Raw genomic sequence first — 23,125 nt, forward strand, 5'->3', positions numbered from 1 at the left:
AAAGTAATCGATATGCGTAAAAAAACCGCCGGAACGATGACGAAAGCAGTGGTGCTGTTGAGCGGCGGGCTGGACTCGACGACGACGCTCGCCATCGCCAAAGCCGAGGGCTTCACGCCCTATGCGCTCTCCTTTCGCTATGGTCAGCGGCATGCGGTGGAGCTTGAGTCGGCGGTGCGGGTCGCGCAGGCCATGGGGGTCGCCGAGCATGTGATCGCCGACATCGATCTGCGCCGCTTCGGCGGCTCCGCCCTGACCGCCGATCTGCCGGTGCCCAAGGCGCGCAGTCTGGACGAGATGGGCGCGGGCATTCCCGTCACCTATGTTCCGGCGCGCAATACGGTGTTTCTCTCCTTCGCGCTGGCATGGGCCGAAGTGCTGGGCGCGAGCGATCTCTTCATCGGCGTCAACGCGCTCGATTATTCCGGTTATCCCGACTGTCGGCCCGAGTATCTCGCGGCCTATGAGCGCATGGCGAATCTGGCGACCGCTGCCGGGGTCGAGGGACGCCAGCAGCTACGCATCCATGCCCCATTGATGCAGTTGACCAAGGCCGGGATCATCCGCTGGGGTCTCGCACTGGGCGTCGACTATGCCCTGACCAGCAGTTGCTACGATCCGGGCGCGGCTGGCCGGCCCTGTGGTCAGTGTGATTCCTGTCTGCTGCGTGCCAGGGGCTTTGCCGAAGCGGGCGTGGCCGATCCGCTGCTCGCACGCTTCGCGGAGGCCGTATGAGCGAACGTCTGCTGCATGTCGCCGCCGCGCCCTTCGAGGCGGCCTGCCATATCCCGATTCTGCCCGAAGGTCATCGCTCGCGCCGTCTGCACGGTCACAGTTTCCGCGCCCGTGTCCGCGCCGACCTGCCGTCCGACTGGGCGCCCTTTCCGGGGGCGGCGACCGGACGTCTGACCGAGGCGCTCAAGGAATGCATCGACGCACTCGACTATCGCAATCTCAATGAGATTCTGCCGGTTCCGACCGACGAAAACCTCGCCCGCTGGGTGCGCGCACGGCTGACGGCGCCGGGGATCGAGTCGGTCGGCATCCAGAGCACCCACGATCAGGGCGCGGATCTGGACGGCGCCGATCATGTTCATCTCTGGCATCGTTTCCGCTTCGAGGCCGCGCACTGTCTGCCGAACGTGCCCGCCGACCATCCCTGCGGACGCCTGCACGGTCACGGCTTCGAGGTCATCCTGCACGCCGATCAGACGCTTGCGGACGAGGACATGGGGATGGATTTCGACCGGCTCGCCGCGCTCTGGGCGCCGCTTCAAACCGAACTCCATTACGCCTGTCTCAACGACATCGCCGGTCTGGAGAATCCGACCAGCGAGCGGCTGTCGCACTGGATCTGGCAGCGGCTCAAGCCCGAGCTTCCGGTGCTGTCCTGGGTGACGGTCTACGAGACCGCCACCGCCGGCTGTCACTATGACGGTACCCATTACCGCATCTGGAAGGAGCAGCGATTCGAGAGCGCGCTACGGCTGGTCGCCGCACCCGACGGCGATCCGCGACGGCGGTTGCACGGTCACAGTTATCTGCTGCGACTGCATCTCACCGCGCCGCTCGATACCGTACTGGGGTGGACGGTCGATTACGGCGACGTGAAGCGGATCTTCAATCCGGTTTACCAGCTGCTCGACCATCACCGGCTCGATGCCCTGCCGGGGCTCGATGCGGCGGACCCTGGCAGTCTGACCCGCTGGATCCGCGCCCGGATCGCGGACGATCTGCCCCAGCTCGACCGCATCGATCTGCACGAGACGCCGGGGTGTGGTGCGACGCTCTGCTGGGGCGAACTGGGACCGGCCCTGCCGACATGAGCTATCTGGTCAAGGAAATCTTTTACACCCTGCAAGGGGAGGGTGCCCAGGCTGGCCGCCCGGCCGTCTTCTGCCGCTTCGCCGGCTGCAACCTCTGGTCGGGACGCGAACAGGATCGCGCGCAGGCCGTTTGCACCTTCTGCGACACCGATTTTCGTGGCACCGATGGCGTGGGCGGTGGTCACTTCCGCACGGCTGAGGATCTGGCCAGCGCCATCTGCGCGCAATGGCCCCGCGAGGCCGGTCTGTCAGCGCCGCCCTATGTCGTCTGCACCGGAGGCGAGCCGCTGTTGCAGCTTGATGCCGCGTTGATCGATGCCCTGCACGCGCAGGGCTGCGAGATCGCGGTCGAAACCAACGGCACCTGTCCGGCCCCGCCAGGGCTCGACTGGATCTGTGTCAGCCCCAAGGCCGGCGCCGGGATCAAACTGACCGTCGGCGACGAACTCAAGCTGGTCTATCCGCAGCCGGCAGCCCCGCCCGAGCGCTTCACGTCACTCACCTTCACGCACTTTTTTCTGCAACCGCTGGATGGTCCCGATCTCGCTGTGCACACTGCACGGGCCATCGCCTACTGCAAGGCCCATCCGCGCTGGCGCTTGAGTGTGCAGACCCACAAGATGCTTGGTTTTCCTTGATTTATTTTTCAATGCATGCAAAGGCTGCGGGTGCTCTCTTTCGTGCTGGCAGATGATTGCCTCACATGTAAATTCAGATTGACATTGTTGGGTGTAAAGCTAAGATGACAGGTAGGATCGCAAAGTGCATCGTCTGATCCGGATGCGGTGACATTGGGCAGGCGAAGCACCCTCAGTATCGCGGTCAGTTTATGACGCCATCCTGTCATCCAGGATGGATATGATGTCAGTGTCTTTCCTAACGGAGTCCCATCTCGTGGCTGAACAGAAATTTACCCCCGCTCAACAACCCAAACCCCGCGTGGAAGCCGCTCCGGTCGTCGCTCAGGCTCAGAGTCTGTCCGGCCTGACCGACCAGCAGGCGCAGGAATTTCACGAGCAGTTCAAAGTGACCTATACCGCATTCGTTGCGCTGGCAGCGGCTGCTCACCTCTTCGTCCTTGCCGTGAAGCCCTGGTTCTAAAATCCATCCCGCACCGAGATCAACGATCATGAGCGACCATCTCGCAGGGCCGAAAAATCCCGCCGACGATTGGAAGATCTGGCTGGTGGTGAATCCATCGATTTGGCTGATGCCGATTTTTTATGCCCTGCTGACCCTGGCCATTTCCGTCCACGCCGTTGTCTTTGCCGTTGGTCTGGGCTGGAATTAAGGGGCGGAGCCCGCGTCACTGACGAACGGGTTTTCTGTCAGATCGTTTCCCTGATCTGTCGGTCTGGCGTGCGCGGATTGATTGAATTCGGCGCTGGCAGCCACATGGCTGCCAGCGCCGATTGCGTTTCAGCCTTCCGGAAAATACCCGCCGGGCAAAGAAAAAGGGCTTGGTTTTTTAAATCCAAGCCCTTGATCTGATTTGGCGCTCCCTAGGGGGTTCGAACCCCTGTTACCGGCGTGAGAGGCCAGCGTCCTAACCGCTAGACGAAGGGAGCAGTATTGCGGTCAAGAATCGCGTATTATACGCTCATTGCGCCGCCGCACAAGCGGCTGTGACAATCCTTTGACCAATCGACTGACCGCGCTCGCCCGCTTGGGAACCTTCGACATCCGTTCCCGCATCGTTCACGAGCGCTGCCCTGGCACTTTTAAGGAATCCGCTCAAATACGGTCATGCAGGAATCCGACCCCGACACAACAGGCACCACGACTCCACTGGTCGTGCCACGCCCGGAACATAACATCTCCCGCGCGCAGATCAGCGAGCACGCGCTCAAGGTGCTCTACCGACTCAGGCAGGAGAATTTTCAGGCCCATCTGGTGGGCGGCGGCGTGCGCGATCTGCTTCTGGGCCACGAGCCCAAAGACTTTGATATTGCCACTGACGCCACGCCTGAACAGGTGCGCCAGGTCTTTCGCAACTGTCGCCTGATCGGGCGGCGGTTCCGGCTGGCGCATGTCCATTTTGGGCGCGACATCATTGAGGTTGCGACCTATCGCGGCAGCGGCGACGATGCCGATCCCGCCGATCATCGTCTGGAAAACGGCATGATCGTGCGCGATAACATCTATGGCAGCATCGAGGAGGATGCGCGGCGGCGCGATTTCACCATCAATGCGCTCTACTACAATATCGCCGATTTTTCGCTGATCGATTATGTGGATGGACTCGCCGATCTGCGCGCGGGCAAACTGCGTCTGATCGGCGACCCGGAACAGCGTTACCGCGAGGATCCGGTGCGGATGCTGCGGGCCGTGCGCTTTGCCTGCAAGCTCGGCTTTGCCATTGAGCCGTCAACCGAGCAGCCGCTCTTCAGGCTCGGATCGCTGCTCGGCGACATTGCCGCCGCGCGTCTGTTCGATGAGCTGATCAAGCTCTTCCATTCCGGCTATGCGCTGGATGTCTTCGAGAAGCTGCGTCATTACGGGCTATTCGGTCAGCTCTTCCCGGAAACCGACGCCTGTCTGGCGCTGGAGGATCAGGGTTTTCCGGTCATGTTCGTCAGCCGTGGTCTGGCCAACACCGACCGGCGCCTGCAGGAACACAAGCCGGTCGCACCCGCCTTTCTCTTTGCGATTCTGCTCTGGGAACCGGTGCGCCGCGCAACCGAGCAATTGCAGTCCGAGGGCATGGACGTCAATGAGGCGATCCTCGTGGCTTCCGCCGATGTCTGTCACCGGCAGCAGTCGCTGGTGGCGATCCCCAAGCGTTATTCATTGCCGATGCGCGAGATCTGGGCGCTGCAACCACGGCTTGAGCAGCGCGAGGGCAAACGGCCCTACCGGCTGATGACCCACCCGCGTTTCCGCGCCGCCTATGATTTTCTGCTGCTGCGCGCCGAGGCGGGGGAGACGGATCCCGAGCTGGCCGACTGGTGGACCCGCTTCCAGGAGGGAAGCAGCCAGGAACGGGCGAGCATGACCGAAAGCGGCGCCAAGCGGCGCCGTCCACGTCGCCGCCGCAGCAAGTCCAAGACCCCGGCAAATGAAGTGGCCGGTTGACCGCGTGTCCAGATCGCTATTCTTGCATTATCCCTGATGCCCCCGGAGCTGCCGATGTCCACTGCGCCGATCTCAGTCGCCACCCTTGCCGCCATGAAGGCGCGGGGTGAGCGGATCGTTTGTCTGACCTGCTATGACGCCAGCTTCGCCCGTCTGCTCGATACGGCGGGCGTGGATCTGATGCTGGTGGGCGATTCACTGGGCATGGTGCTGCAGGGCCATGCCACGACGGTGCCGGTCACCATCGACCAGATGGTCTATCACACCGCCTGTGTCTCGCGTGGGCGGGAACGGGCGCTGCTGGTGGCCGACCTGCCTTTTCTGGCCTGTGCCACGCCGGAGCGTGCGCTCGACCATGCCGGGCGTCTGATGCAGGAAGGCGGGGCGCAGGTGGTCAAGCTCGAAGGCGGCGCGCCCATGCTGGAGACCGTGCACCGCCTGACCAGTCAGGGCGTGCCGGTCTGCGCCCATCTGGGTCTGCTGCCGCAGTCGGTGAACCGGCTCGGCGGCTATCGTTTTCAGGGGCGCGATCATGCCTCGGCGGAGGCGATCCGTCATGACGCCCTGGCGATGCAGGATGCGGGGGCCAGTCTGCTGGTACTGGAATGCGTGCCGACGGCGCTGGCAACCGAAATCAGTCTGACCCTGACGATTCCGGTGATCGGCATCGGCGCTGGCGCGGGTTGTGACGGCCAGGTGCTGGTGCTTTATGACATGCTCGGACTCAATGCGGGCCGTCCGCCGAGTTTCAGCCGCGATTTTCTGACCGGTCACGGTTCCATGGCCGAAGCGGTTGCCGCCTATGTGGCGGAAGTCCGTCAGGGCACCTTCCCGTCAGCGGCTGAAACGCCGTATTAGAGTCCATTTCCTGAAAACGCATACCGATGCAGGCCTGAAATAGACAGGATTAACAGGATTCCCCATGATGGACAGGATTTTTAAACGCTTGTTTTCAATCTTGTTAATCTTGAAAAATCCTGTTAATCCTGTCTATTGACGGCGTTTCGGATTGGCATCAATCTTCCAGACATCCCAAATTATCTATGCACCGCGTTGAGCAACTTCATGACCTGCGCGCCCAGGTCGCCGGCTGGCGGGCCAGCGGCGAGCGGGTGGCCTTCGTGCCCACCATGGGCAACCTGCATGCCGGGCATCTGACCCTGGTACGCGAGGCGCGGCTGCATGCCGCGCGCGTGGTCGCCAGCATCTTTGTCAATCCGCTCCAGTTCGGTCCTGGCGAGGATCTGGACGCCTATCCGCGCACCCTGGACGAGGATTCCCGGCAACTGGCCGAGGCCGGGTGCGATCTGGTGTTCGCGCCCAGTGCACGGGTCGTCTATCCGCGCGGACAGGCCGAGCAGACGCGGGTGGAGGTGCCGGGGCTCTCGGATATCCTCTGCGGCGCCAGCCGGCCCGGCCACTTCGTCGGCGTCGCCACCGTGGTGTGCAAGCTGTTCAATATGGTGCAGCCGCATGTGGCGCTCTTTGGCGAGAAGGATTTTCAGCAGCTTCTGGTGATTCGCCGTCTGGTCGAGGATCTGGCGATGCCGGTTGAGATCCTTGGCGTGCCAACGGTGCGCGAGGCGGACGGGCTGGCGATGAGCTCGCGCAACGGCTATCTGTCGTCCGTCGAGCGCAGCCAGGCGCCCGCGCTCTATCGCGCCCTGACCAGCGCCGCTCAGGCGCTGCATGCGGGCTGCGTCATCGCCGAGGTCGAGCAGGCGGCGCTGTCGCAGATCGCCGACGCCGGGCTGCGACCCGATTATTTTACGGTACGTGTTGCGGGCGATCTCAGCCCGGCAACGCCGGACGATGCCGACCTGATCGTGCTGGCCGCCGCCTATCTTGGACGGGCGCGGCTGATCGATAATCTGCGGGTGATGCGCGGCGCTCATTGACAGCCATCCGGCAGCGACGGATTCGCCGCAAAATCGGATGCTGCATCGCAACAAAGGCTGCGCTACACTATTCACCATCTAACATCAATCATCTTCATTCAATCTTGAAGATTTGGCCGTACTGGCCCTTGCGAGGATTTCTGACATGCATTTGACCCTTCTGAAATGCAAACTGCATCGCGCCTGCGTGACGCATGCGGAAGTGGATTACGAAGGCTCCTGCGCCATCGACGAGGAATTCCTCGATCTTGCCGGCATCCGCGAATATGAGCAGATCCAGATCTACAACGTCACCAATGGCGAACGCTTCACCACCTATGCGATTCGCGCCGAAGCCGGCTCGCGGGTGATCTCGGTCAATGGCGCGGCGGCCCACAAGGCGGCGCCGGGGGATCGGGTCATCATCTGCGCCTACGCCGCCATGACCGAGGCCGAGGCGGATGTCTTCAAGCCGAGCCTCGTCTATCTCAACGAGCACAACCGGGTGCTGCGCACCGGCGACGCCATTCCCGCCCAGGCCGCCTGATCCTCACCTGCTCAGGCCAGCGCCAGGCTGGCCTGAGTCTGACGCTCGGCGATGGCGTCGGCATAGAGCGCCAGATATTGACGCGCGCTGGCCTCCCAGCTCAGGTCCTGTGACATGCCCGTCGTCGCCAGGCGTCGCCAGGCATCCGGGTTGTCGCGATACAGCCGCAGCGCCTGATGGATGGCATGCAACAGTGCCTGCGGCTGCGGTTCGTCGAACAGAAAACCGGTGGCTGTGCCATTGGCAAGCGTGTCGGGGGTGGTCTGGACGACCGTATCCGCCAGTCCGCCCGTGCGATGGACGATGGGCGGCGTCCCGTAGCGCAGGCTGTAGATCTGATTCAGCCCGCAGGGCTCGAAACGCGACGGCATCAGAAAGCTGTCGCAACCCGCCTCGATGCGATGCGCCCGCGCCTCGTCATAACCGATGAAGACCCCGACCTGACGCGGATGACTGGCGGCGATGTCGAGCAGCGCCTGCTCGATCTGACGTTCGCCAGCCGCCGCCATCACGATCTGGATCCGGGGATCGCGTAACAGCTCCGGCAGCATGGCGAGAATCAGATCGACTCCCTTCTGTTCCACCAGTCGTCCGATATAGCCCAGCACGAAGCTGTCCTCGCTGCGCGGCAGCCCGAACTCGCGCTGTGCGTCGAGCTTGTTCTCGGTCTTGAGGCCGAAACTGTCGCGGTCATAGGGTTGCAGGATCAGCGGATCGGCGGCCGGATTCCAGGCCTGGTAGTCGATCCCGTTGAGGATGCCGCTGAAATGGCTGCCAACCTGACGCAGCAGGCCATCGAGTCCGCAGCCGAAGCGCGGGGTGCGGATCTCGTTGGCATAGGTGGGGCTGACGGTGTTGACCCGATCCGAAAAGACGATGCCGCCCTTGATGAATGACAGACGCTGATGGAATTCCAGCCCCGACAGGCTCCAGAGCGCCGGGGGCAGACCGATGCGATCAAAGGTGGCGCGATCAAACAGACCCTGATAGGCCAGATTGTGGATGGTGAAGATGCTGGCCGTGGGTGTGGGCCGATCCGACATCAGCGCCGGGGCGAGACCGGTCTGCCAGTCGTTGGCGTGCAGCACGTCCGGTCGCCAGCCGATCATCGGCAGACCCTGGGCGATCAGGGCAATGACGCGGCAGAAGAGCAGAAAACGCTCGGCATTGTCGCCCCAGTCGCGACCGCTGAGGTCGGTATAGGGGTTGCCTTCGCGGCTGAAATAATCGGGCGCATCGACCAGATAGACCGGCAGGTCGTGGTCCGGATGCCGTCCCTCGATGATTCGTACGCTGGCCTGCGATCCCGTGACTCTGAGTTCACACAGGCTGCGTGGTTCGCGTAACTGTCTGGCGGCACACGGATAGGCCGGCAGGATCAGACGTGCGTCATGTCCGAGCTGGCGCAGCGCGGCGGGCAGGCTGGCGGCGACATCGGCGAGCCCCCCGGTCTTGATGAGTGGATGTGCCTCACTGCTGGCCATCAGAATACGCAGCGTCTGCCGTTCCGGGGCGGCGGACAAGGAAGAAATGGACGATTCCATGGATGGTCTCTGCATGAGGGGCGCTTGGCTTGCGGTCAGACGCAGCGCGACAATGTGATGACAGACTTCACGTTAGCATACTTACCCTGGAGCGGGGCAACAGGCTCGGACTGGATCCCGTCTCGCGGGCATGATCCAATGCGCTCGCGGTGATTGACCCCCATTTCAAGGTTCAGCCTTTCCAAGGAGACCAACCAGCATGTCGCTCGTGAACCAGACCCCCCAGTGGCAGGCCCTGCAGGATCATTGGGATGCGATGAACGGAGTGCGGATGTCCGATCTGTTCGCCGCCGATCCCGGTCGCGCCCCGGCCATGACGCTCTCGGCCGCCGGACTTCATCTCGATTATTCCAAAAACCTGGTGACGCCGGAGACCCTGTCGCGTCTCATCAATCTGGCCGAGGCGGTTGATCTCAAGGGCTGGATCGGGCGGATGTTCAGCGGCGAGCCGATCAACAACACCGAGCAGCGTCCGGTGCTGCATGTGGCGCTGCGCAATCGCACCAATCGTCCGATCCGGGTTGCGGGCGAAGATGTCATGCCCGCGATCAACGCCGTGCTGGCGCGGATGGAGTCCTTCGTCGGGCGGGTGCGTTCGGGCGAGTGGACCGGCCACACCGGACAGCGCATCACCGACGTGGTCAACATCGGCATCGGCGGCTCCAATCTCGGCCCCAAGATGGTCTGCACCGCGCTCGCACCCTATCAGCGCGAGGATCTGCGGGTGCATTTCGTCTCCAATGTCGATGGCACCCATCTGGTCGAGACCGTGCAGCGCCTGAACGCGGAGACCACGCTCTTCATCGTCGCCTCCAAGACCTTCACCACTCAGGAGACCATGACCAACGCCACCAGCGCACGCGACTGGCTGCTGACCGCGCTGGGCGATCAGGCGGCGGTCGCGCGCCATTTCGTCGCCGTCTCCACCAGTGCCGAGCGGGTCGCCGCCTTCGGTATCGACACCGCCAACATGTTCGGCTTCTGGGACTGGGTGGGCGGGCGCTATTCGCTGTGGTCGGCGATCGGTCTGCCGATTGCGCTGGCGGTGGGGTTTGATCGCTTCGTCGAACTGCTCGCAGGCGCGGAGGCGATGGACGATCATTTCCGCACGGCGGAGCTGTCCGCGAACATGCCGGCGCTGCTGGGTCTGATCGGGGTCTGGTATGCCAACTTCGCCGGGGCGCGCACCCATGCGGTGCTGCCCTACGATCAATCGTTACGCTATCTGCCGGCCTATCTGCAACAGGGCGACATGGAGAGCAACGGCAAGGGCGTGACCCGCGAGGGCGTTGCCGTCGATTACAGCACCGGCCCGGTGGTCTGGGGCGAACCCGGCACCGACGGTCAGCATGCCTTCTATCAGCTCATCCATCAGGGCACCCAACTGATCCCGGCCGATTTCATCGGGGCCATCCACAGCCATAACGAGCTAGGCGATCATCACCCCAAGTTCATGGCCAATTTCTTTGCCCAGACCGAGGCTTTGATGCGCGGGCGCCGCTTCGACGAGGCGCTGGCCGAGCTGCGCGCCGCCGGGATCGCGGAAGAGCGCGCGCAGTTCCTGGCCCATCACCGCACCTTCCCCGGCAACCGGCCGACGAACAGCATCCTCATGGAGCGTCTGACCCCGCGCACGCTCGGTGCCCTGATCGCGCTGTATGAGCACCGCATCTTCACCCAGGGCGTCATCTGGGGCGTCAACTCGTTCGATCAATGGGGTGTGGAGCTCGGCAAACAGCTTGCCAGCGTCATCCTCGACGAGATCCAGGCCGGCAGGGTCATGGCGGATCACGATCCTTCCACCCGCGCCCTATTGGAGCATTTCATCCGTCAGCGCCATGCCTGATTGCGCCCATCGGCACCCCACGACCCTGCATCGATCATGGCCAATTTAAGCGAAGCTGCGCAAAGCCTGTCGCCCGACGAACGACGCATTCTCCAGGTCGTATCCGTCGTCTATGAGCCGCTCAATCAGACGACATTACAGGACATCCTGACCCAGCTCGGGTGGCGCGATCAGGGCGGACGCCCGCTGGCCGCGCTCGTCGCCAAACCGCTGCGCGAGCGTCTGCTCGCTCAGGGGCTGCTGGTCAAGCAGGGACCGGGATTCGTCTGCGCCCCTGAACTGGCCGAGAGCCTGACGCGCGAGACCCAGCGCGCGGGTCATTTCGACCATATCGTCGCCGTCGCCGAACAGGCGATGCCGTCCAAGCCGCGCTATCACTGGGAGACGGTCAGCGACCGCAAACAGACGCGCCGTCTGCGCAACGCGCTCTATGCCGGCAATGAAAAGGACGTGCTGACCCAGCTTGGTCTGACCGAACGCGCGCCGGGGCAGCCCGTGACCTATCGCGAGGTCGAACGGCTGTCGCGGATCTGTACCGCGCTGCCCGATGCGGACTGGTTTGCGACCCTGAGCCCGCGTCTGCGCATCCTGGCGCTTGGTCCACGCCTGACCGAAACCAGCCTGCACCTGACCCCGCAACCGGAATTCCACGACTTCCTGGCGCAGAATCTGACCCCACTGGCCGCCGAGCATCCCGCCGCCGCCTGCGCGCTGGCCGAGCAGGCGCTGTTCCAGGGGCGTATCGAGGCGGCCGCCGCCATCCTGGGCAATCGCATCACGCCCGAGACCCTGCCCCTGATCGGCTGGCTGCATCTGCTGCGCGGGCGTCATGACGACGCCATCGAGGTTTTCGAGCTGCATCTGACGACCCAGCGTCGCCAGACCCGCAAGCGCAATCTCGCCGTGCCCGGTCTGCCCGGTGTCATGCACCTGCTGGCGCTGTTGCGGCGCGGCGCGGCGGGCGATCTGGAACGGGTGCAGTCGCAGTCCAGTCTGATCGCGCGCCTGCCGGTGACCGACCCCTGTGCGCCGGTCTTCCAGACTCTCAACCAACTGGCGGCCATCCTGGCCGGACGCCAGCGGGCCGAGGACGCGAACTGGATCCGTCAGGCACCGGCCAGCCTGCGCCCCTTCGATCTGCTGTTTCTCTGTCTCGCCCGGCACTGGCTGGGCGAACGCCCCCCGCTGGAGGCGCTCAAGGCGCTTGCGATCCAGTCCGAAGAGGCGGTCAAGGCCGGCATCTTCTGGTATGCCTGGGAAGGGCTCGACCTGCTGCGGCGGTGCAGCCGGCCGCTCCAGCTTGCCGCGCTGCCGACGCCGCCGGCGGGGCTGACCCGGCTCACCGGGCTCCTCACCCCGAAATCGGCCTGGGAGATTGCGCTGGATGCGCTCAAAGGGATCGGAGCCGCCAGCGAGGGCAAATCGACAGCCGGCACGGATGCCGAGGCCGGACGCGACCGCCGGATGTGCTGGGTGCTCGCGCTCTATGGCGGTCAGGGCACCCTGGAGCCGCGCGAACAGAAGCGCAACAAGTCCGGCGGCTGGACCGCCGGACGGGCGGTGGCGCTCCAGAAGCTGGCCGATGCGCCCGAGGATTACGACTATCTGACCCCGCAGGACCGGCGGATCTGCGGCTACATCCACCGCGAGACCGACAGCGGCTGGTATGGCCGGACCTATTATCGTCTGGACGCGGAAGGGGCCCTGCTGGCCGCCGTCGGTCATCCGCTCGTCTTTCGCGCCGGTCTCATGGATGCCCCGGTCGAACTGGTGAAGGGCGGGCCAGCACTCGAAGTCATCCAGGGCAAGGACGGCATCCTGGTGCGTCTGCATCCCTTTCCGCCCGAGGGCGCATCGCTGCTGCTGGTCAACGAACAGGCGCAGCGGATCCGGGTGGTCCAGTTCGACGCCGCACAGCGGCGCATCGCCGGCATCCTGGGACCGGAAGGGCTGCGTGTGCCGCCCAACGGCAAGGAGCGTCTGCTCGAAGGCATCGCCGCCATCGCTCCCCTGCTGACCGTGCATTCGGCCATCGGCGGGGCCGAGCGGGTGGCTGAGTCGCTGCCGCCCGACGCGCGCCCCTTCGTGCATCTGAATCCGACCGAGACCGGTCTGACCCTGGAGCTTCTGATGCAACCATTGGGCGAGACCGGGCCGCGTCTGCTGCCGGGGCAGGGCATGGCGACACTCTTCGCCGATCTCGACGGACGCGCCGTCCAGACCACGCGCGATCTGGCCGAGGAGCGCCGTCAGGCCAAACGGGTGCTCGATGCCTGCCTGCGGCTGACCGACAACGGCACCTGGACCTGGTGTCTGGACGACCCCGAAGAGGCGCTGAGCACCCTGGAACAGTTGTCCGCGCTCGGCGAGGGTGTGGTGCTGCAATGGCCTGAGGGCAAGCGTATCGGTCTGTCCAATGAGGCCGCGCTGTCACAGATGCGGGTGAGCGTCTCCCAGGGCCGCGACTGGCTGGCGCTGGAAGGCGGACTGACGCTGGATGATGGCAGTCTGCTCGGCATGCAGCAGCTCCTGGAACTGGTCACGGCATCACCCGGACGTTTCGTGCGTCTGGACGAACGCCAGTATCTGGTCCTGAGCGATGCGCTGCGCAAGCGGCTCGACAGTCTGCGCGGACTGACCGAGGGCGGACGCTTCCATCCGCTGGCGGCCGGGGCGATCGATGAGGCGCTGGACGGGATGGAGGTCAAGGCCAGCAAGCGCTGGTGCGAGCTGCTCGCACGTCTGGCCGAGGTCCGCGACCTGGAGCCGGTCGTACCCTCCACGCTTCAGGCCGAACTGCGCGACTATCAGGTCGAGGGGTATCGCTGGCTGGCGCGTCTGGCGCACTGGGGCGCGGGTGCCTGTCTCGCCGACGACATGGGGCTGGGCAAGACGGTGCAGGCGCTGGGCATGATCCTGTCGCGCGCACCCGATGGACCGACCCTGGTGCTGGCGCCCATGTCGGTCTGTTCCAACTGGGTCAGCGAGGCCCGCCGCTTCGCCCCGACGCTGAATCCCAAACGCTTCGGCGAGGGCGACCGCGACCGTATGCTCGAATCCGCCGGTCCCTTCGATCTCATCGTCTGTAGTTATGGACTCTTGCAGACCGAGGGCGAACGGCTCGCCAGGGTTGAGTGGTCAACCATCGTTGCCGACGAGGCGCAGGCGTTCAAGAACGCCATGACCAAGCGGTCGCAGGCGATCATGAAGCTCAATGCCGGATTCCGACTCATCACCACCGGCACCCCGATCGAAAACCATCTGGGCGAGCTCTGGAACCTGTTCCGCTTCATCAACCCCGGACTGCTCGGCTCGCTGGAGTCCTTCAACCGGCGCTTCGCTGCACCCATCGAACAGCAGCGCGACTCGGGCGCGCGCCAGCGGCTGCGACAGTTGCTCAAGCCCTTCATCCTGCGCCGGCTCAAGAGCGAGGTCTTGAGCGAACTGCCGCCGCGCACCGAGATCACTCTGGAACTGGAACTCAGCGCCTCCGAGGCCGCGCTCTACGAGGCGCTGCGCCGTCAGGCCATCGAGCGGCTGGAAACCGCAGAGAGCAACCCCGGCCAGAGGCGCATGCAGCTCCTCGCCGAGATCATGCGGCTGCGCCGCGCCTGCTGCCATCCCAAGCTGGCCTTGCCCGACAGCGACCTGCCGAGCGCCAAGCTCGACGCCTTCAGCGAGATCCTCGACGATCTGCGCGACAACCGGCACAAGGCGCTGGTCTTCAGCCAGTTCGTCGATCATCTGTCGCTCATCCGCGCCCATCTGGACGCCAGGGGCATCCGTTATCAATATCTGGACGGCTCCACCCCGGAGGCCAAACGCAAGACCGCCGTCGCCGCCTTTCAGGCCGGGGAGGGCGAGCTCTTCCTGATCAGCCTGCGTGCCGGCGGCTCCGGGCTCAATCTCACCGCCGCCGATTATGTGATCCACATGGATCCCTGGTGGAACCCGGCGGTCGAGGATCAGGCCAGCGACCGCGCTCATCGCATGGGACAGGAACGCCCGGTGACGATCTATCGGCTCATCACCAAAGGCACCATCGAAGAGAAGATCATCGCCCTGCATGCGAGCAAGCGCGATCTGGCCGACGGACTGCTGGAAGGGACCGGCGACGGCGGACGCCTGAGCTACGAGGATATGCTGGCGCTGATCCGAGAGCAGGGATAGCTGTTTAAGGCGATTTCCGGGAAAGTTCGTACCCGCCCGAAACGCCGTCAATGGACAGGATTAACAGGATGATTCAAGATTAACAGGATTTAAAACAATGATTTAAAAATCCTGTCCATCCTGCAAAATCCTGTTAATCCTGTCCAAAACGATCCGGTTCGTCAGGTGCAAGGATCCGCGCATCGGGATTCGGGAATCGCTCGACCACCCAGTCCGGTAATTTGGCCTGATTGGCATGATAGAGCGCGTCCGACTCGATCATGACCAGCACCAGTACGGTCGCCATCACCGGCAGGATGCCGATGCCAGCAACCAGCGCCCAGACTGCCTCTTTCATCATGCCGCCATAGGCATGGCCGGCCCAGCCCAGCGTGATCGCCAGCAGCAGCAGACCGAGCATCAGCAGAAAGATGCGGCTGCGGCGTGCGCAGACCTGCCAGTGACACATGACATACCAGGGATCGCGGTCGATGGCGCGGCGCGCACGCCAGAGGATGAAGCCGAGAATGCCGAATGAGATCGCCGGGATCAGCGCCATGATCCAGGGGAAACTCCCGGCAAGGCCGCCTAAGGCCACTGTCAGCAGGATGTGATTGCCGATCAGATTGGTCAGAAACAACTCGTGCGGGACGTTGGCCCGTTTGATTTCGTCGCGGCTGACTGCAAAGCGCATGGGTATCTCATCCTCGATGACGGCTCAACCGCGTCCGGGACGGCAGGCGGCGTTTGCGCATGATGCGGTGCCCACCGCCATTCTGCAATGCGACCGGCGGGGATTTGCGGTTGAAATCGCCGCGACCTTTCGCTAGTTTCGATCCCCGTATCTGACTGAGGCCGTCAGGGACGCCGCGCCGGTAACGGTTCTTCGGTGTTCGGAACATCTCAGCCCGAGCGCGCGCACCGCCCCCGGCGTGCGGCGAGCCCTGCATCAGCACCGAGGAAACCGATGAGCGCCATCCCGCAAGACTTCGTCCGCAAGACCGCCCAGCTCTCCGAGGAGGTCACGCGACCCTTTCCGAACTCGCGCAAGATCCATGTGACCGGCTCGCGACCCGATCTGCGCGTGCCCATGCGTGAGGTGGCGCTGACCCCGACCCAGACCAGCCAGGGCGAGGAAGACAATCCGCCGGTTCTCATCTATGACACCTCCGGCCCCTATACCGACCCGAGCGCACAGATTGATCTGCTCGCCGGTCTGCCGGACGTGCGCAGCGCCTGGGTCGTCGAGCGGGACGATACCGAGGAACTGGCCGGCCCGACCTCCGCCTTCGGTCATGCCCGCCAGAGCGATCCGGCACTGGCCCATCTGCGCTTCGAGCATCTGCGCACCCCGCGCCGTGCCAGGTCCGGTCGCAACGTCACCCAGATGCACTATGCCCGTCAGGGAATCATCACCCCCGAGATGGAATATGTCGCCATCCGCGAGAATATGCGTCTGGACGAACTGCGCGCCGATCCGCGTTACAGCAGGCTGCTGCGCCAGCATCCCGGCCAGTCCTTCGGCGCCGCACTGCCCGCGACCATCACCCCCGAATTCGTGCGCGACGAGATCGCGCGCGGACGCGCCATCATCCCGGCCAACATCAATCACCCCGAGCTGGAGCCCATGATCATCGGGCGCAATTTCCGGGTGAAGATCAACACCAACATCGGCAACTCGGCCCTGTCGTCCTCCATTGAAGAGGAGGTCGAAAAAATGGTCTGGTCGGCGCGCTGGGGCGGCGACACGCTCATGGATCTCTCGACCGGCAAACACATCCACGAGACCCGCGAATGGATCCTGCGCAATGCGCCCATGCCGATCGGCACCGTGCCCATCTATCAGGCGCTGGAGAAGGTCGATGGCCGGCCCGAGGAGCTGACCTGGGAGATCATGCGCGACACCCTCATCGAGCAGGCCGAACAGGGCGTGGATTACTTCACCATCCATGCCGGGGTGCTGCTGCGTTATGTGCCGCTGACCGCCGACCGGCTCACCGGCATCGTCTCGCGTGGCGGCTCCATCCTCGCCAAATGGTGTCTCGCGCACCATCGCGAGAATTTCCTCTACACCCATTTCGAGGATATCTGCGAGATCATGAAGGCCTATGACGTGGCCTTCAGCCTGGGCGACGGACTGCGCCCCGGATCGCTCGCCGACGCCAACGACGCCGCCCAGTTCGCCGAACTGGAGACACTCGGCGAACTGACCCGGATCGCCTGGAAACACGATGTCCAGGTCATGATCGAAGGCCCCGGCCACGTGCCGATGCAGATGATCCAGGACAACATGACCAAGGAACTGGCCGACTGTCACGAGGCGCCCTTTTACACCCTGGGGCCATTGATCACCGACATCGCCCCGGCCTACGACCACATCACCTCCGGTATCGGCGCGGCCAACATCGGCTGGTATGGCACCGCCATGCTCTGTTATGTCACGCCTAAGGAGCACCTGGGACTGCCCGACAAGCAGGACGTGCGCGACGGCATCGTCACCTACAAGATCGCCGCCCATGCCGCCGATCTCGCCAAGGGACTGCCCGGCGCCCAGATCCGCGACAACGCACTCTCCAAGGCCCGTTTCGAGTTCCGCTGGGAGGACCAGTTCAACCTCTCGCTCGACCCCGAGCGCGCCCGCGCGTACCACGACCAGACCATGCCCCATGCCTCGCACAAGGTCGCCCACTTCTGCTCCATGTGCGGGCCGCACTTCTGTTCGATGAAGATCACTCAGGACGTGCGCGACTATGCCCGGTCACACCAGATCGACGAGATCGAGGTTGCGGTCGAGGCCGGTATGCAGGAGAAGGCGCGCGAGTTTCTGGAGAAAGGGGCTGCCATTTATAAGGTAGTGTAGTCACGGCGCACATCTACGCGACCGACCATGTCGGGGGAACTGCTTTTCGCGATCCCGTAAAGGTAAGTGATACCTGGAATCGCAAGAAGTGCCTGCGATAAGCTCTTACAGCAATGGGAAAAGATAGCCTGATCTTTCGCCACACAGGATGCGTACCTGGCGGCGGCTTGCCAAGAGGATGGCCATGAAGCTCGAATACCAAGACTTGAGCGAAGACCAGTTCGAGCGACTCGTGATCGCGGTTTGCACATGGCTGCTTGGTTTCGGCGTCCAGGGCTTCAGCAAAGGCCCGGACGGCGGCAAAGATGCTCGTTTCCATGGCCGAGCAGAACGATTTCCAAGCACCGTAGGCCCTTGGGATGGACGTATCGTCATCCAGGCCAAGCACACGGATCTGATCAACCGTAAGTTCTCCGAGCCAGATTTCTCGGGCGAGGCACCCAGTGCTGTTCTTAGCCAAGAAATTGCCAAGATCAAGCGGCTACGTGATGCCGATGAGATCGATTATTACCTGCTGTTCTCGAACCGCCGGCTGGCAGCCGGGGCCGAGCAAAAGATTCGCAAGCGGATTGCAGCGGCGGTCGGGATCGACGAATCTGCCGTGCATCTATGCGGGGAGGAGGAACTGGACAAATATCTCACCTGTGAGCCGGATATCCCAAGACGGGCCGGGATCGCATTGTTCGATGTTCAACCTTTCATCGACCCTGGCGATCTGGCGCGGATTATTAACGCCTTTGCCGAAGCGCGTGATTGGCTGACAACGGTCTGGGACGATGGCACACCACCGCCGGAACGGCGCATCAGCCTGAAGGAAAAAAACCTGATCAATGGGCTTTCACAAGCGTACTCAAAGCGAATCGAGTCTTATATCAAGGAGTTCAAGGTGGTTCAGGACTTTCTTGCGTCACCGGAAAACAGCGTCTTCCTACGTCACTACGATGACACCGCCGAGGATCTCAACGGGTTCATCTTGACCCATAGGGAGCAACGCCACAGTTTCGATCAAGTTCTGGAACGGGTGTTCCAGCTTCTGATCGACCGCGACTATGACCTCAGGGTCAACAAGCGTCTGACGCGTATTGTCTTCTACTACATGTATTGGAACTGCGACTTGGGCAGCGAGAACCATGCTTAGACCATCCAAGCATGCCCACCCCGACAAGACCGTGGTAGCGGTTGCCACCTTGCTTCTTCGCCGCCTGCAAGCAAGGCGCGTCGAGACCTTCGACGACTTGCGTGCGCATCTTTCTGGCGCTCAGGAGGGTGTTGGCACGCTGTTCCTACCGGCACTGAGCCTGCTTTTCTTGCTAGGGTTGATCGAGTACCGCCCTAAGACCGACGCATTCGAATACACTGGACGCTGACGATGCGCCTATCACAGATTTACTGTAGTCAGCCGAATCTCTTTGGACCGATCCGGTTCAACGCTGGCTTCAATGTTGTCCTTGGCGAGATCCGAGTACCGGAAAACCGGGACAAGGATACGCACTGTCTTGGAAAAACTACGCTGGCACGGTTACTCGATTTTTGCCTCCTCAAAAAACGCCACAAAGACTTCTTCCTGTTCAAGCATCAGCGCCAGTTTGCCGATTTTACGTTTTTTTTGGAGGTCGAAATCCTTTCAGGCGACTATCTGACTATCCGCCGCTCCGTCGCCGAGAACACACGCATCGCTTTCAAGCATCACGCGGAACCACTCAGGAATTTCGCTCGATTACCGGATACCGAGTGGGACCACGCTGATGTTCAACTCGACCGCGCGCGCCAAATCCTCGACGGGTCACTGGATCTACGTGCCGTCCAACCCTGGGATTACCGGATGCCAGCGAGCTATGCGCTGCGAACGCAAAAGGATTTCAACGACGTTTTTCAGCTCGACAAATTTAAGGGTAAACACGCTCAGTGGAAACCTTACATAGCCCACATCCTGGGTTTTGACACGAAGCTTGTCAGATCGAGCTTCGATCTCGCGCACCAGATCGAAAGCCTGAAGCAGGGAATCGCCGCAGTCCGAACCGAACTGCTCGGCGTCAATACGGACCTGGATACGATAGAGGGTCTCCTAACGCTGCGCTCTGAGGAAGCCGAGTCGCTTGCTGGCCGAATCGAAGCATTCGACTTCCGTTTAGCGGACTCCCAGGTCAATAAAGAGTTGGTCGATGAGCTTGATCGACAGATCGCCGACGCAAATCAAGAGCGCTACTACCTTTCGACCAATCGCGCCAAGATCGTCCGCGCGCTGGAAGAGCACGCCATCGTCTTTGATCCCAAAACCGCGAGTCAATTATTCGAGGAGGCCGGCCAGATTTTTCCAGGCCAAGTCCGCAAGGCATTCGAAGATCTGATCCGCTTCAACCTTGCTATTACGGACGAGCGGAGAGGATACCTGCTAGTCGAACTGAAGGATTTAGATGCCAATATGTTCGCCTTGGAGGGCCGACTCGAAGATCTTAACCGCCGCCGAACGGAAGCGCTAGTCTTCCTGCGCGACACCGACTCGATCCAGAAATATCGCGATTTGAACAGACGTCTCGTCACCCTGCGAGCGGAGATCGAGCGCCTAACGAGTCAACGGGAAGCATTTCTGCATCTACGAGAGAAGGAGCGTGAGCGTGTTCAGATGGAGGAGCAGCGCGTCCAAGTGCAACAGCGTCTTGAGGATAACATTGAGTCCGAGGCTCGTGCCCCCGAAAGCCGTTACCAGGCCGTTCGTCGCTATGTGAACGAATTTACTCGCGAGGTTTTGGATCGCGAATCCCTGCTCTCCACACGACTCAACAAAGAAGGCAACATCGAGTTTGCCGCCGAGTACTTGGGTGCCAGCGGCAAACCTAATAGTGAGGACCAGGGTAAGACTTACCGTCAAATGCTATGCGCGGCATTCGACCTCGCGGTTACCCGTGCCATGCTTGACGAACCTTATATCCGATTTCTCTATCACGATGGCTTGCTGGAGGGGCTCGACAATCGCAAGAAGCTCAACTTGGTCAGCACCATCCGCCGCTTTGCTAGCCTCGGCATCCAGCAAATCGTGACTGTCATCGACTCCGACCTGCCGATGGACGAGACCGGTGCACGCTTCACCTTTCGCAACGACGAAGTGGTGCTGGTGCTCCATGATGAGGACGACAGCGGTCGTCTGTTTCGGATGCCTGGATGGTGAGCAGCCCGGAAACATTTCCCATAATGGACGTTGGCCAGATAGCAGAAATGTCAAAAAACCAGATTATTAACAGTCTCTAATTTCTGCTTTTTCGGTTAAACCGAGCAATTTAGCGGTTACCATGGCGACCACTCCGCATCCAGGACAGGCTTATGGCGCTCAAGGCAACCGTCTTCAAAGCAGAGATCCAGATCAGCGATCTGGATCGTCATTACTACGAGAACCACGCGCTGACGCTCGCCCGCCATCCGTCGGAGACCGACGCGCGGATGATGGTCCGGCTGCTGGCCTTCTGTCTGTTCGCCGATCCGCAACTGCGCTTCACCAAGGGGCTCTCCACCGATGATGAGCCCGATCTCTGGCAGCACAGCCTGAGCGGCGAGCTGGAACGCTGGATTGAAGTGGGGCAGCCTGACGAGCGGCGTCTGCGCCAGGCGTGCGGACGTGCCCGCGACGTGGTGGTGATCACCTACGCGGGTCGGGCCGCCGATCTCTGGTGGCAGCAGAACGCGGCGGCCTTGCAGCGTCTGCGCAATCTGCGGGTGCTGGATGTGGATCCCGCCGGGGTGGAGGCGCTGGTCGCCCTGGTCGAGCGGACCATGGTGCTTCAGTGCACGCTCGACGGCGGTCAGGTCTGGCTCGGCAACGGGCGCGTGACGGCGGAGCTGACTCCCACTTGGCGACAGGCTGGAGACACGCGATGAGTCAGGGCCATCCCGACCGGCTGTTCGCGCGACATGGCCGGTCGGGTGCTGAAAAGCCTGGAGGAACAGGGACTGGTGAGCATCAAGCTCTTCGGGGCCAGATCGATCAAGCCAACTCAATGATCCCCGTAATGTCCGCTGATCGCGAAGATATAAATCGCCTCATCGTCGAACCGATAGATGACGCGATCTTTTTGCGAGAGGCGACGCGACCAGAGGCCGCTCAGATTATGTTTCAAAGCCTCCGGCTTACCAATGCCTGTTGCCGGATCACCTCGTTGCATCTCTTTGAGAACCCGGCACAGGTTGAGATGCAGCCGCTTGTCCGCGATCCGAAGCGCTTCGTACCGCTCCCAGGTATCACCCTCAAAGATGATTGAGCGCATCGAGCTGCTCAGGTGTGGGCCGATAACCGCTGGAGGTTGCATGCGTGCGCGAGGACTGGGTGATCTGAGCCATGAGTGAGGCGTTTTGCAGGACAGACAGGGTTTCCTGCTCGCGTTCCCAATCCTCGGCGCTGAGGACGATGAAATCGGCGCCATTGCGACGGGAGACCTTCAGTGGTTCATGATCGGCGATCACCTTTTCAACATAGGTGCGCAGATTGTCCCGGAAGTGGTTGACGGTCACGGTGTCCATTGATGAATACCTGATTCTGTACGGTAAATCGGTACGCAATATAGCGCAGACTCCTGAGAAGACAAAGCCCGCATCGGCGGGCTTTGTCAGTCACGCGAAGAAGAGCCGCGCCAGTTCAGCCCCCGGATCCTCCGCCCGCATGAAGGCTTCACCGACCAGAAAGGCGTTGACGCCATGCGCGCGCACCCGCGCCACGTCGTCAGTCCCCAGGATGCCGCTTTCGGTGACCAGCAACCGTTCGGCGGGGATGGACCCCAACAGCCCAAGGGTCGTTTCCAGCGTGACCTCGAAGGTGCGCAGATTGCGGTTGTTGATGCCGATCAGCCGACCGGGCAGGGCCAGCGCCCGCGACAGTTCCGGGGCGTCATGCACCTCGATCAGCACATCCAGACCCAGCGATTGCGCCAGCGCATTGAGTTCGCTCAGTTGCGCATCGTCCAGACAGGCCGCGATCAGCAGGATGCAGTCCGCGCCCAGGACACGCGCTTCATAGACCTGATAGGGATCGATGATGAAATCCTTGCGGATCACCGGCAGGGTGCAGGCGGCGCGCGCCTGCTGGAGATAAGCGTCGCTGCCCTGGAAGAAATCCACGTCGGTCAGCACCGAGAGACAGGCCGCCCCGCCCCGCGCATAGCTCGCCGCGATCTCGGCGGGGCGGAAGTCCGGGCGGATCACGCCCTTGCTGGGACTGGCTTTTTTGATCTCGGCGATCACCGCCGGCTGACCGGCATCGACCCTGGCGGCGAGTGCGGCGGCAAAACCGCGCGGCGGGTCGGCATCCGCCAGCGCGGCCCGGAGTTCGGACAGAGGGCGGTGCGCGGAACGGGCGCGCACTTCCTCGACCTTGCGATGGATGATTTTTTTCAGGATGTCGGGGGTCTCGGCCATG

21 protein-coding genes, 1 tRNA gene and 1 pseudogene are annotated in these 23,125 nt (G+C 62.6%); 17 read left to right on the forward strand and 6 right to left on the reverse strand.

The features are described 5' to 3' along the window. The first annotated feature begins 36 nt into the window (after positions 1 to 36). The 5 genes from queC (at position 37) to pufA (ending at position 3,117) form a co-directional block, all read left to right on the forward strand. Complete coding sequence (gene queC, locus EDC35_RS06905; protein ID WP_132976512.1) at positions 37 to 735, forward strand: 7-cyano-7-deazaguanine synthase QueC; 699 nt, start codon at positions 37 to 39, stop codon at positions 733 to 735. Then, positions 732 to 1,826: a 6-pyruvoyl trahydropterin synthase family protein gene (locus tag EDC35_RS06910; protein ID WP_132976513.1), complete on the forward strand. Its 1,095-nt coding sequence runs from the start codon at positions 732 to 734 to the stop codon at positions 1,824 to 1,826. The genes queC and EDC35_RS06910 overlap by 4 nt, the downstream gene beginning before the upstream one ends. Next, on the forward strand, positions 1,823 to 2,464 hold the full coding sequence (gene queE, locus EDC35_RS06915) for a 7-carboxy-7-deazaguanine synthase (RefSeq protein WP_132976514.1): 642 nt from the start codon (positions 1,823 to 1,825) through the stop codon (positions 2,462 to 2,464). The genes EDC35_RS06910 and queE overlap by 4 nt, the downstream gene beginning before the upstream one ends. A gap of 337 nt (positions 2,465 to 2,801) precedes the next feature. Continuing rightward, a complete protein-coding gene (gene pufB / locus EDC35_RS06920; protein ID WP_424565288.1) occupies positions 2,802 to 2,927 on the forward strand; it encodes a light-harvesting antenna LH1, beta subunit in 126 nt (41 codons plus the stop codon). A 28-nt stretch (positions 2,928 to 2,955) separates the two neighbouring features. Then, positions 2,956 to 3,117, forward strand: coding sequence for a light-harvesting antenna LH1, alpha subunit (pufA, locus tag EDC35_RS06925; protein ID WP_132976516.1), 162 nt, complete (start codon positions 2,956 to 2,958; stop codon positions 3,115 to 3,117). A gap of 202 nt (positions 3,118 to 3,319) precedes the next feature. On the opposite strand, the gene EDC35_RS06930 is transcribed toward pufA, so the two are convergent. Then, a tRNA-Glu gene (locus EDC35_RS06930) sits at positions 3,320 to 3,394 on the reverse strand. A gap of 178 nt (positions 3,395 to 3,572) precedes the next feature. On the opposite strand from EDC35_RS06930, the gene pcnB reads away from it, so the two are divergent. The 4 genes from pcnB (at position 3,573) to panD (ending at position 7,325) form a co-directional block, all read left to right on the forward strand. Continuing rightward, positions 3,573 to 4,901, forward strand: coding sequence for a polynucleotide adenylyltransferase PcnB (gene pcnB, locus EDC35_RS06935; RefSeq protein ID WP_132976517.1), 1,329 nt, complete (start codon positions 3,573 to 3,575; stop codon positions 4,899 to 4,901). Between the two features lie 54 nt (positions 4,902 to 4,955). Next, positions 4,956 to 5,759, forward strand: coding sequence for a 3-methyl-2-oxobutanoate hydroxymethyltransferase (gene panB / locus EDC35_RS06940; protein ID WP_132976518.1), 804 nt, complete (start codon positions 4,956 to 4,958; stop codon positions 5,757 to 5,759). Positions 5,760 to 5,944: 185 nt separating this feature from the next. Next, complete coding sequence (gene panC / locus EDC35_RS06945) at positions 5,945 to 6,799, forward strand: pantoate--beta-alanine ligase (protein WP_132976519.1); 855 nt, start codon at positions 5,945 to 5,947, stop codon at positions 6,797 to 6,799. A 145-nt stretch (positions 6,800 to 6,944) separates the two neighbouring features. Beyond that, positions 6,945 to 7,325, forward strand: a complete 381-nt coding sequence (gene panD / locus EDC35_RS06950) for an aspartate 1-decarboxylase (protein ID WP_132976520.1) — start codon at positions 6,945 to 6,947, stop codon at positions 7,323 to 7,325. A gap of 11 nt (positions 7,326 to 7,336) precedes the next feature. Here panD and glgA read toward each other — a convergent pair whose 3' ends face one another. Next, complete coding sequence (gene glgA, locus EDC35_RS06955) at positions 7,337 to 8,869, reverse strand: glycogen synthase GlgA (RefSeq protein WP_165903369.1); 1,533 nt, start codon at positions 8,867 to 8,869, stop codon at positions 7,337 to 7,339. Positions 8,870 to 9,068: 199 nt separating this feature from the next. Here glgA and pgi point away from each other — a divergent pair, with 199 nt between their 5' ends. Together pgi and EDC35_RS06965 are read left to right on the forward strand one after the other, a co-directional pair. Then, a complete protein-coding gene (gene pgi / locus EDC35_RS06960) occupies positions 9,069 to 10,715 on the forward strand; it encodes a glucose-6-phosphate isomerase (protein WP_132976521.1) in 1,647 nt (548 codons plus the stop codon). Positions 10,716 to 10,751: 36 nt separating this feature from the next. Then, complete coding sequence (locus tag EDC35_RS06965; RefSeq protein WP_132976522.1) at positions 10,752 to 14,885, forward strand: DEAD/DEAH box helicase; 4,134 nt, start codon at positions 10,752 to 10,754, stop codon at positions 14,883 to 14,885. A 133-nt stretch (positions 14,886 to 15,018) separates the two neighbouring features. Here EDC35_RS06965 and EDC35_RS06970 read toward each other — a convergent pair whose 3' ends face one another. Next, the gene (locus tag EDC35_RS06970) at positions 15,019 to 15,558 is read right to left on the reverse strand and encodes a hypothetical protein (protein WP_132976523.1); all 540 of its coding nucleotides are present in this window, start codon (positions 15,556 to 15,558) and stop codon (positions 15,019 to 15,021) included. A 273-nt stretch (positions 15,559 to 15,831) separates the two neighbouring features. Here EDC35_RS06970 and thiC point away from each other — a divergent pair, with 273 nt between their 5' ends. The 6 genes and pseudogenes from thiC to EDC35_RS07000 form a co-directional block, all read left to right on the forward strand. Next, entirely contained in the window at positions 15,832 to 17,724 is a 1,893-nt protein-coding gene (gene thiC, locus EDC35_RS06975) for a phosphomethylpyrimidine synthase ThiC (RefSeq protein WP_132976524.1), read from the forward strand. Between the two features lie 184 nt (positions 17,725 to 17,908). Continuing rightward, the gene (locus EDC35_RS06980) at positions 17,909 to 18,862 is read left to right on the forward strand and encodes an ABC-three component system protein (protein ID WP_165903370.1); all 954 of its coding nucleotides are present in this window, start codon (positions 17,909 to 17,911) and stop codon (positions 18,860 to 18,862) included. Then, on the forward strand, positions 18,855 to 19,091 hold the full coding sequence (locus tag EDC35_RS19035) for an ABC-three component system middle component 8 (RefSeq protein ID WP_132976526.1): 237 nt from the start codon (positions 18,855 to 18,857) through the stop codon (positions 19,089 to 19,091). Before EDC35_RS06980 ends, EDC35_RS19035 begins: the two co-directional genes overlap by 8 nt. 2 nt (positions 19,092 to 19,093) lie before the next feature. Beyond that, on the forward strand, positions 19,094 to 20,890 hold the full coding sequence (locus tag EDC35_RS06990; RefSeq protein ID WP_132976527.1) for a DUF2326 domain-containing protein: 1,797 nt from the start codon (positions 19,094 to 19,096) through the stop codon (positions 20,888 to 20,890). A 152-nt stretch (positions 20,891 to 21,042) separates the two neighbouring features. Beyond that, complete coding sequence (locus EDC35_RS06995) at positions 21,043 to 21,594, forward strand: YaeQ family protein (RefSeq protein WP_132976528.1); 552 nt, start codon at positions 21,043 to 21,045, stop codon at positions 21,592 to 21,594. Between the two features lie 18 nt (positions 21,595 to 21,612). Then, positions 21,613 to 21,717 (forward strand): annotated as a pseudogene (locus EDC35_RS07000) (hypothetical protein); the annotation flags it as partial. Here the strand turns inward: EDC35_RS07000 and EDC35_RS07005 are convergent. The 3 genes from EDC35_RS07005 to trpC all read right to left on the reverse strand — a co-directional run bounded on the left by EDC35_RS07005 (position 21,711) and on the right by trpC (position 23,124). Then, entirely contained in the window at positions 21,711 to 21,980 is a 270-nt protein-coding gene (locus tag EDC35_RS07005; RefSeq protein ID WP_132976529.1) for a Txe/YoeB family addiction module toxin, read from the reverse strand. The pseudogene EDC35_RS07000 and the gene EDC35_RS07005 sit on opposite strands and share 7 nt — an antisense overlap. Beyond that, positions 21,961 to 22,233: a type II toxin-antitoxin system Phd/YefM family antitoxin gene (locus tag EDC35_RS07010; protein ID WP_132976530.1), complete on the reverse strand. Its 273-nt coding sequence runs from the start codon at positions 22,231 to 22,233 to the stop codon at positions 21,961 to 21,963. The genes EDC35_RS07005 and EDC35_RS07010 overlap by 20 nt, the downstream gene beginning before the upstream one ends. Positions 22,234 to 22,323: 90 nt before the next feature. Further along, a complete protein-coding gene (gene trpC, locus EDC35_RS07015; protein WP_132976753.1) occupies positions 22,324 to 23,124 on the reverse strand; it encodes an indole-3-glycerol phosphate synthase TrpC in 801 nt (266 codons plus the stop codon). Between the last annotated feature and the right edge of the window lies 1 nt (position 23,125).

Source organism: Thiobaca trueperi, assembly GCF_004342175.1.
Taxonomy (GTDB): domain Bacteria; phylum Pseudomonadota; class Gammaproteobacteria; order Chromatiales; family Chromatiaceae; genus Thiobaca; species Thiobaca trueperi.

Bases quoted from the DNA above. Each gene is read 5' to 3' on its own strand.
- queC (WP_132976512.1), top strand. From the start codon at position 37: ATGACGAAAGCAGTGGTGCTGTTGAGCGGCGGGCTGGACTCGACGACG.
- EDC35_RS06910 (WP_132976513.1), top strand. From the start codon at position 732: ATGAGCGAACGTCTGCTGCATGTCGCCGCCGCGCCCTTCGAGGCGGCC.
- queE (WP_132976514.1), top strand. From the start codon at position 1,823: ATGAGCTATCTGGTCAAGGAAATCTTTTACACCCTGCAAGGGGAGGGT.
- pufA (WP_132976516.1), top strand. From the start codon at position 2,956: ATGAGCGACCATCTCGCAGGGCCGAAAAATCCCGCCGACGATTGGAAG.
- pcnB (WP_132976517.1), top strand. From the start codon at position 3,573: ATGCAGGAATCCGACCCCGACACAACAGGCACCACGACTCCACTGGTC.
- panB (WP_132976518.1), top strand. From the start codon at position 4,956: ATGTCCACTGCGCCGATCTCAGTCGCCACCCTTGCCGCCATGAAGGCG.
- panC (WP_132976519.1), top strand. From the start codon at position 5,945: ATGCACCGCGTTGAGCAACTTCATGACCTGCGCGCCCAGGTCGCCGGC.
- panD (WP_132976520.1), top strand. From the start codon at position 6,945: ATGCATTTGACCCTTCTGAAATGCAAACTGCATCGCGCCTGCGTGACG.
- glgA (WP_165903369.1), bottom strand. From the start codon at position 8,869: ATGGAATCGTCCATTTCTTCCTTGTCCGCCGCCCCGGAACGGCAGACG.
- pgi (WP_132976521.1), top strand. From the start codon at position 9,069: ATGTCGCTCGTGAACCAGACCCCCCAGTGGCAGGCCCTGCAGGATCAT.
- EDC35_RS06965 (WP_132976522.1), top strand. From the start codon at position 10,752: ATGGCCAATTTAAGCGAAGCTGCGCAAAGCCTGTCGCCCGACGAACGA.
- EDC35_RS06970 (WP_132976523.1), bottom strand. From the start codon at position 15,558: ATGCGCTTTGCAGTCAGCCGCGACGAAATCAAACGGGCCAACGTCCCG.
- thiC (WP_132976524.1), top strand. From the start codon at position 15,832: ATGAGCGCCATCCCGCAAGACTTCGTCCGCAAGACCGCCCAGCTCTCC.
- EDC35_RS06980 (WP_165903370.1), top strand. From the start codon at position 17,909: ATGAAGCTCGAATACCAAGACTTGAGCGAAGACCAGTTCGAGCGACTC.
- EDC35_RS19035 (WP_132976526.1), top strand. From the start codon at position 18,855: ATGCTTAGACCATCCAAGCATGCCCACCCCGACAAGACCGTGGTAGCG.
- EDC35_RS06990 (WP_132976527.1), top strand. From the start codon at position 19,094: ATGCGCCTATCACAGATTTACTGTAGTCAGCCGAATCTCTTTGGACCG.
- EDC35_RS06995 (WP_132976528.1), top strand. From the start codon at position 21,043: ATGGCGCTCAAGGCAACCGTCTTCAAAGCAGAGATCCAGATCAGCGAT.
- EDC35_RS07005 (WP_132976529.1), bottom strand. From the start codon at position 21,980: ATGCGCTCAATCATCTTTGAGGGTGATACCTGGGAGCGGTACGAAGCG.
- EDC35_RS07010 (WP_132976530.1), bottom strand. From the start codon at position 22,233: ATGGACACCGTGACCGTCAACCACTTCCGGGACAATCTGCGCACCTAT.
- trpC (WP_132976753.1), bottom strand. From the start codon at position 23,124: ATGGCCGAGACCCCCGACATCCTGAAAAAAATCATCCATCGCAAGGTC.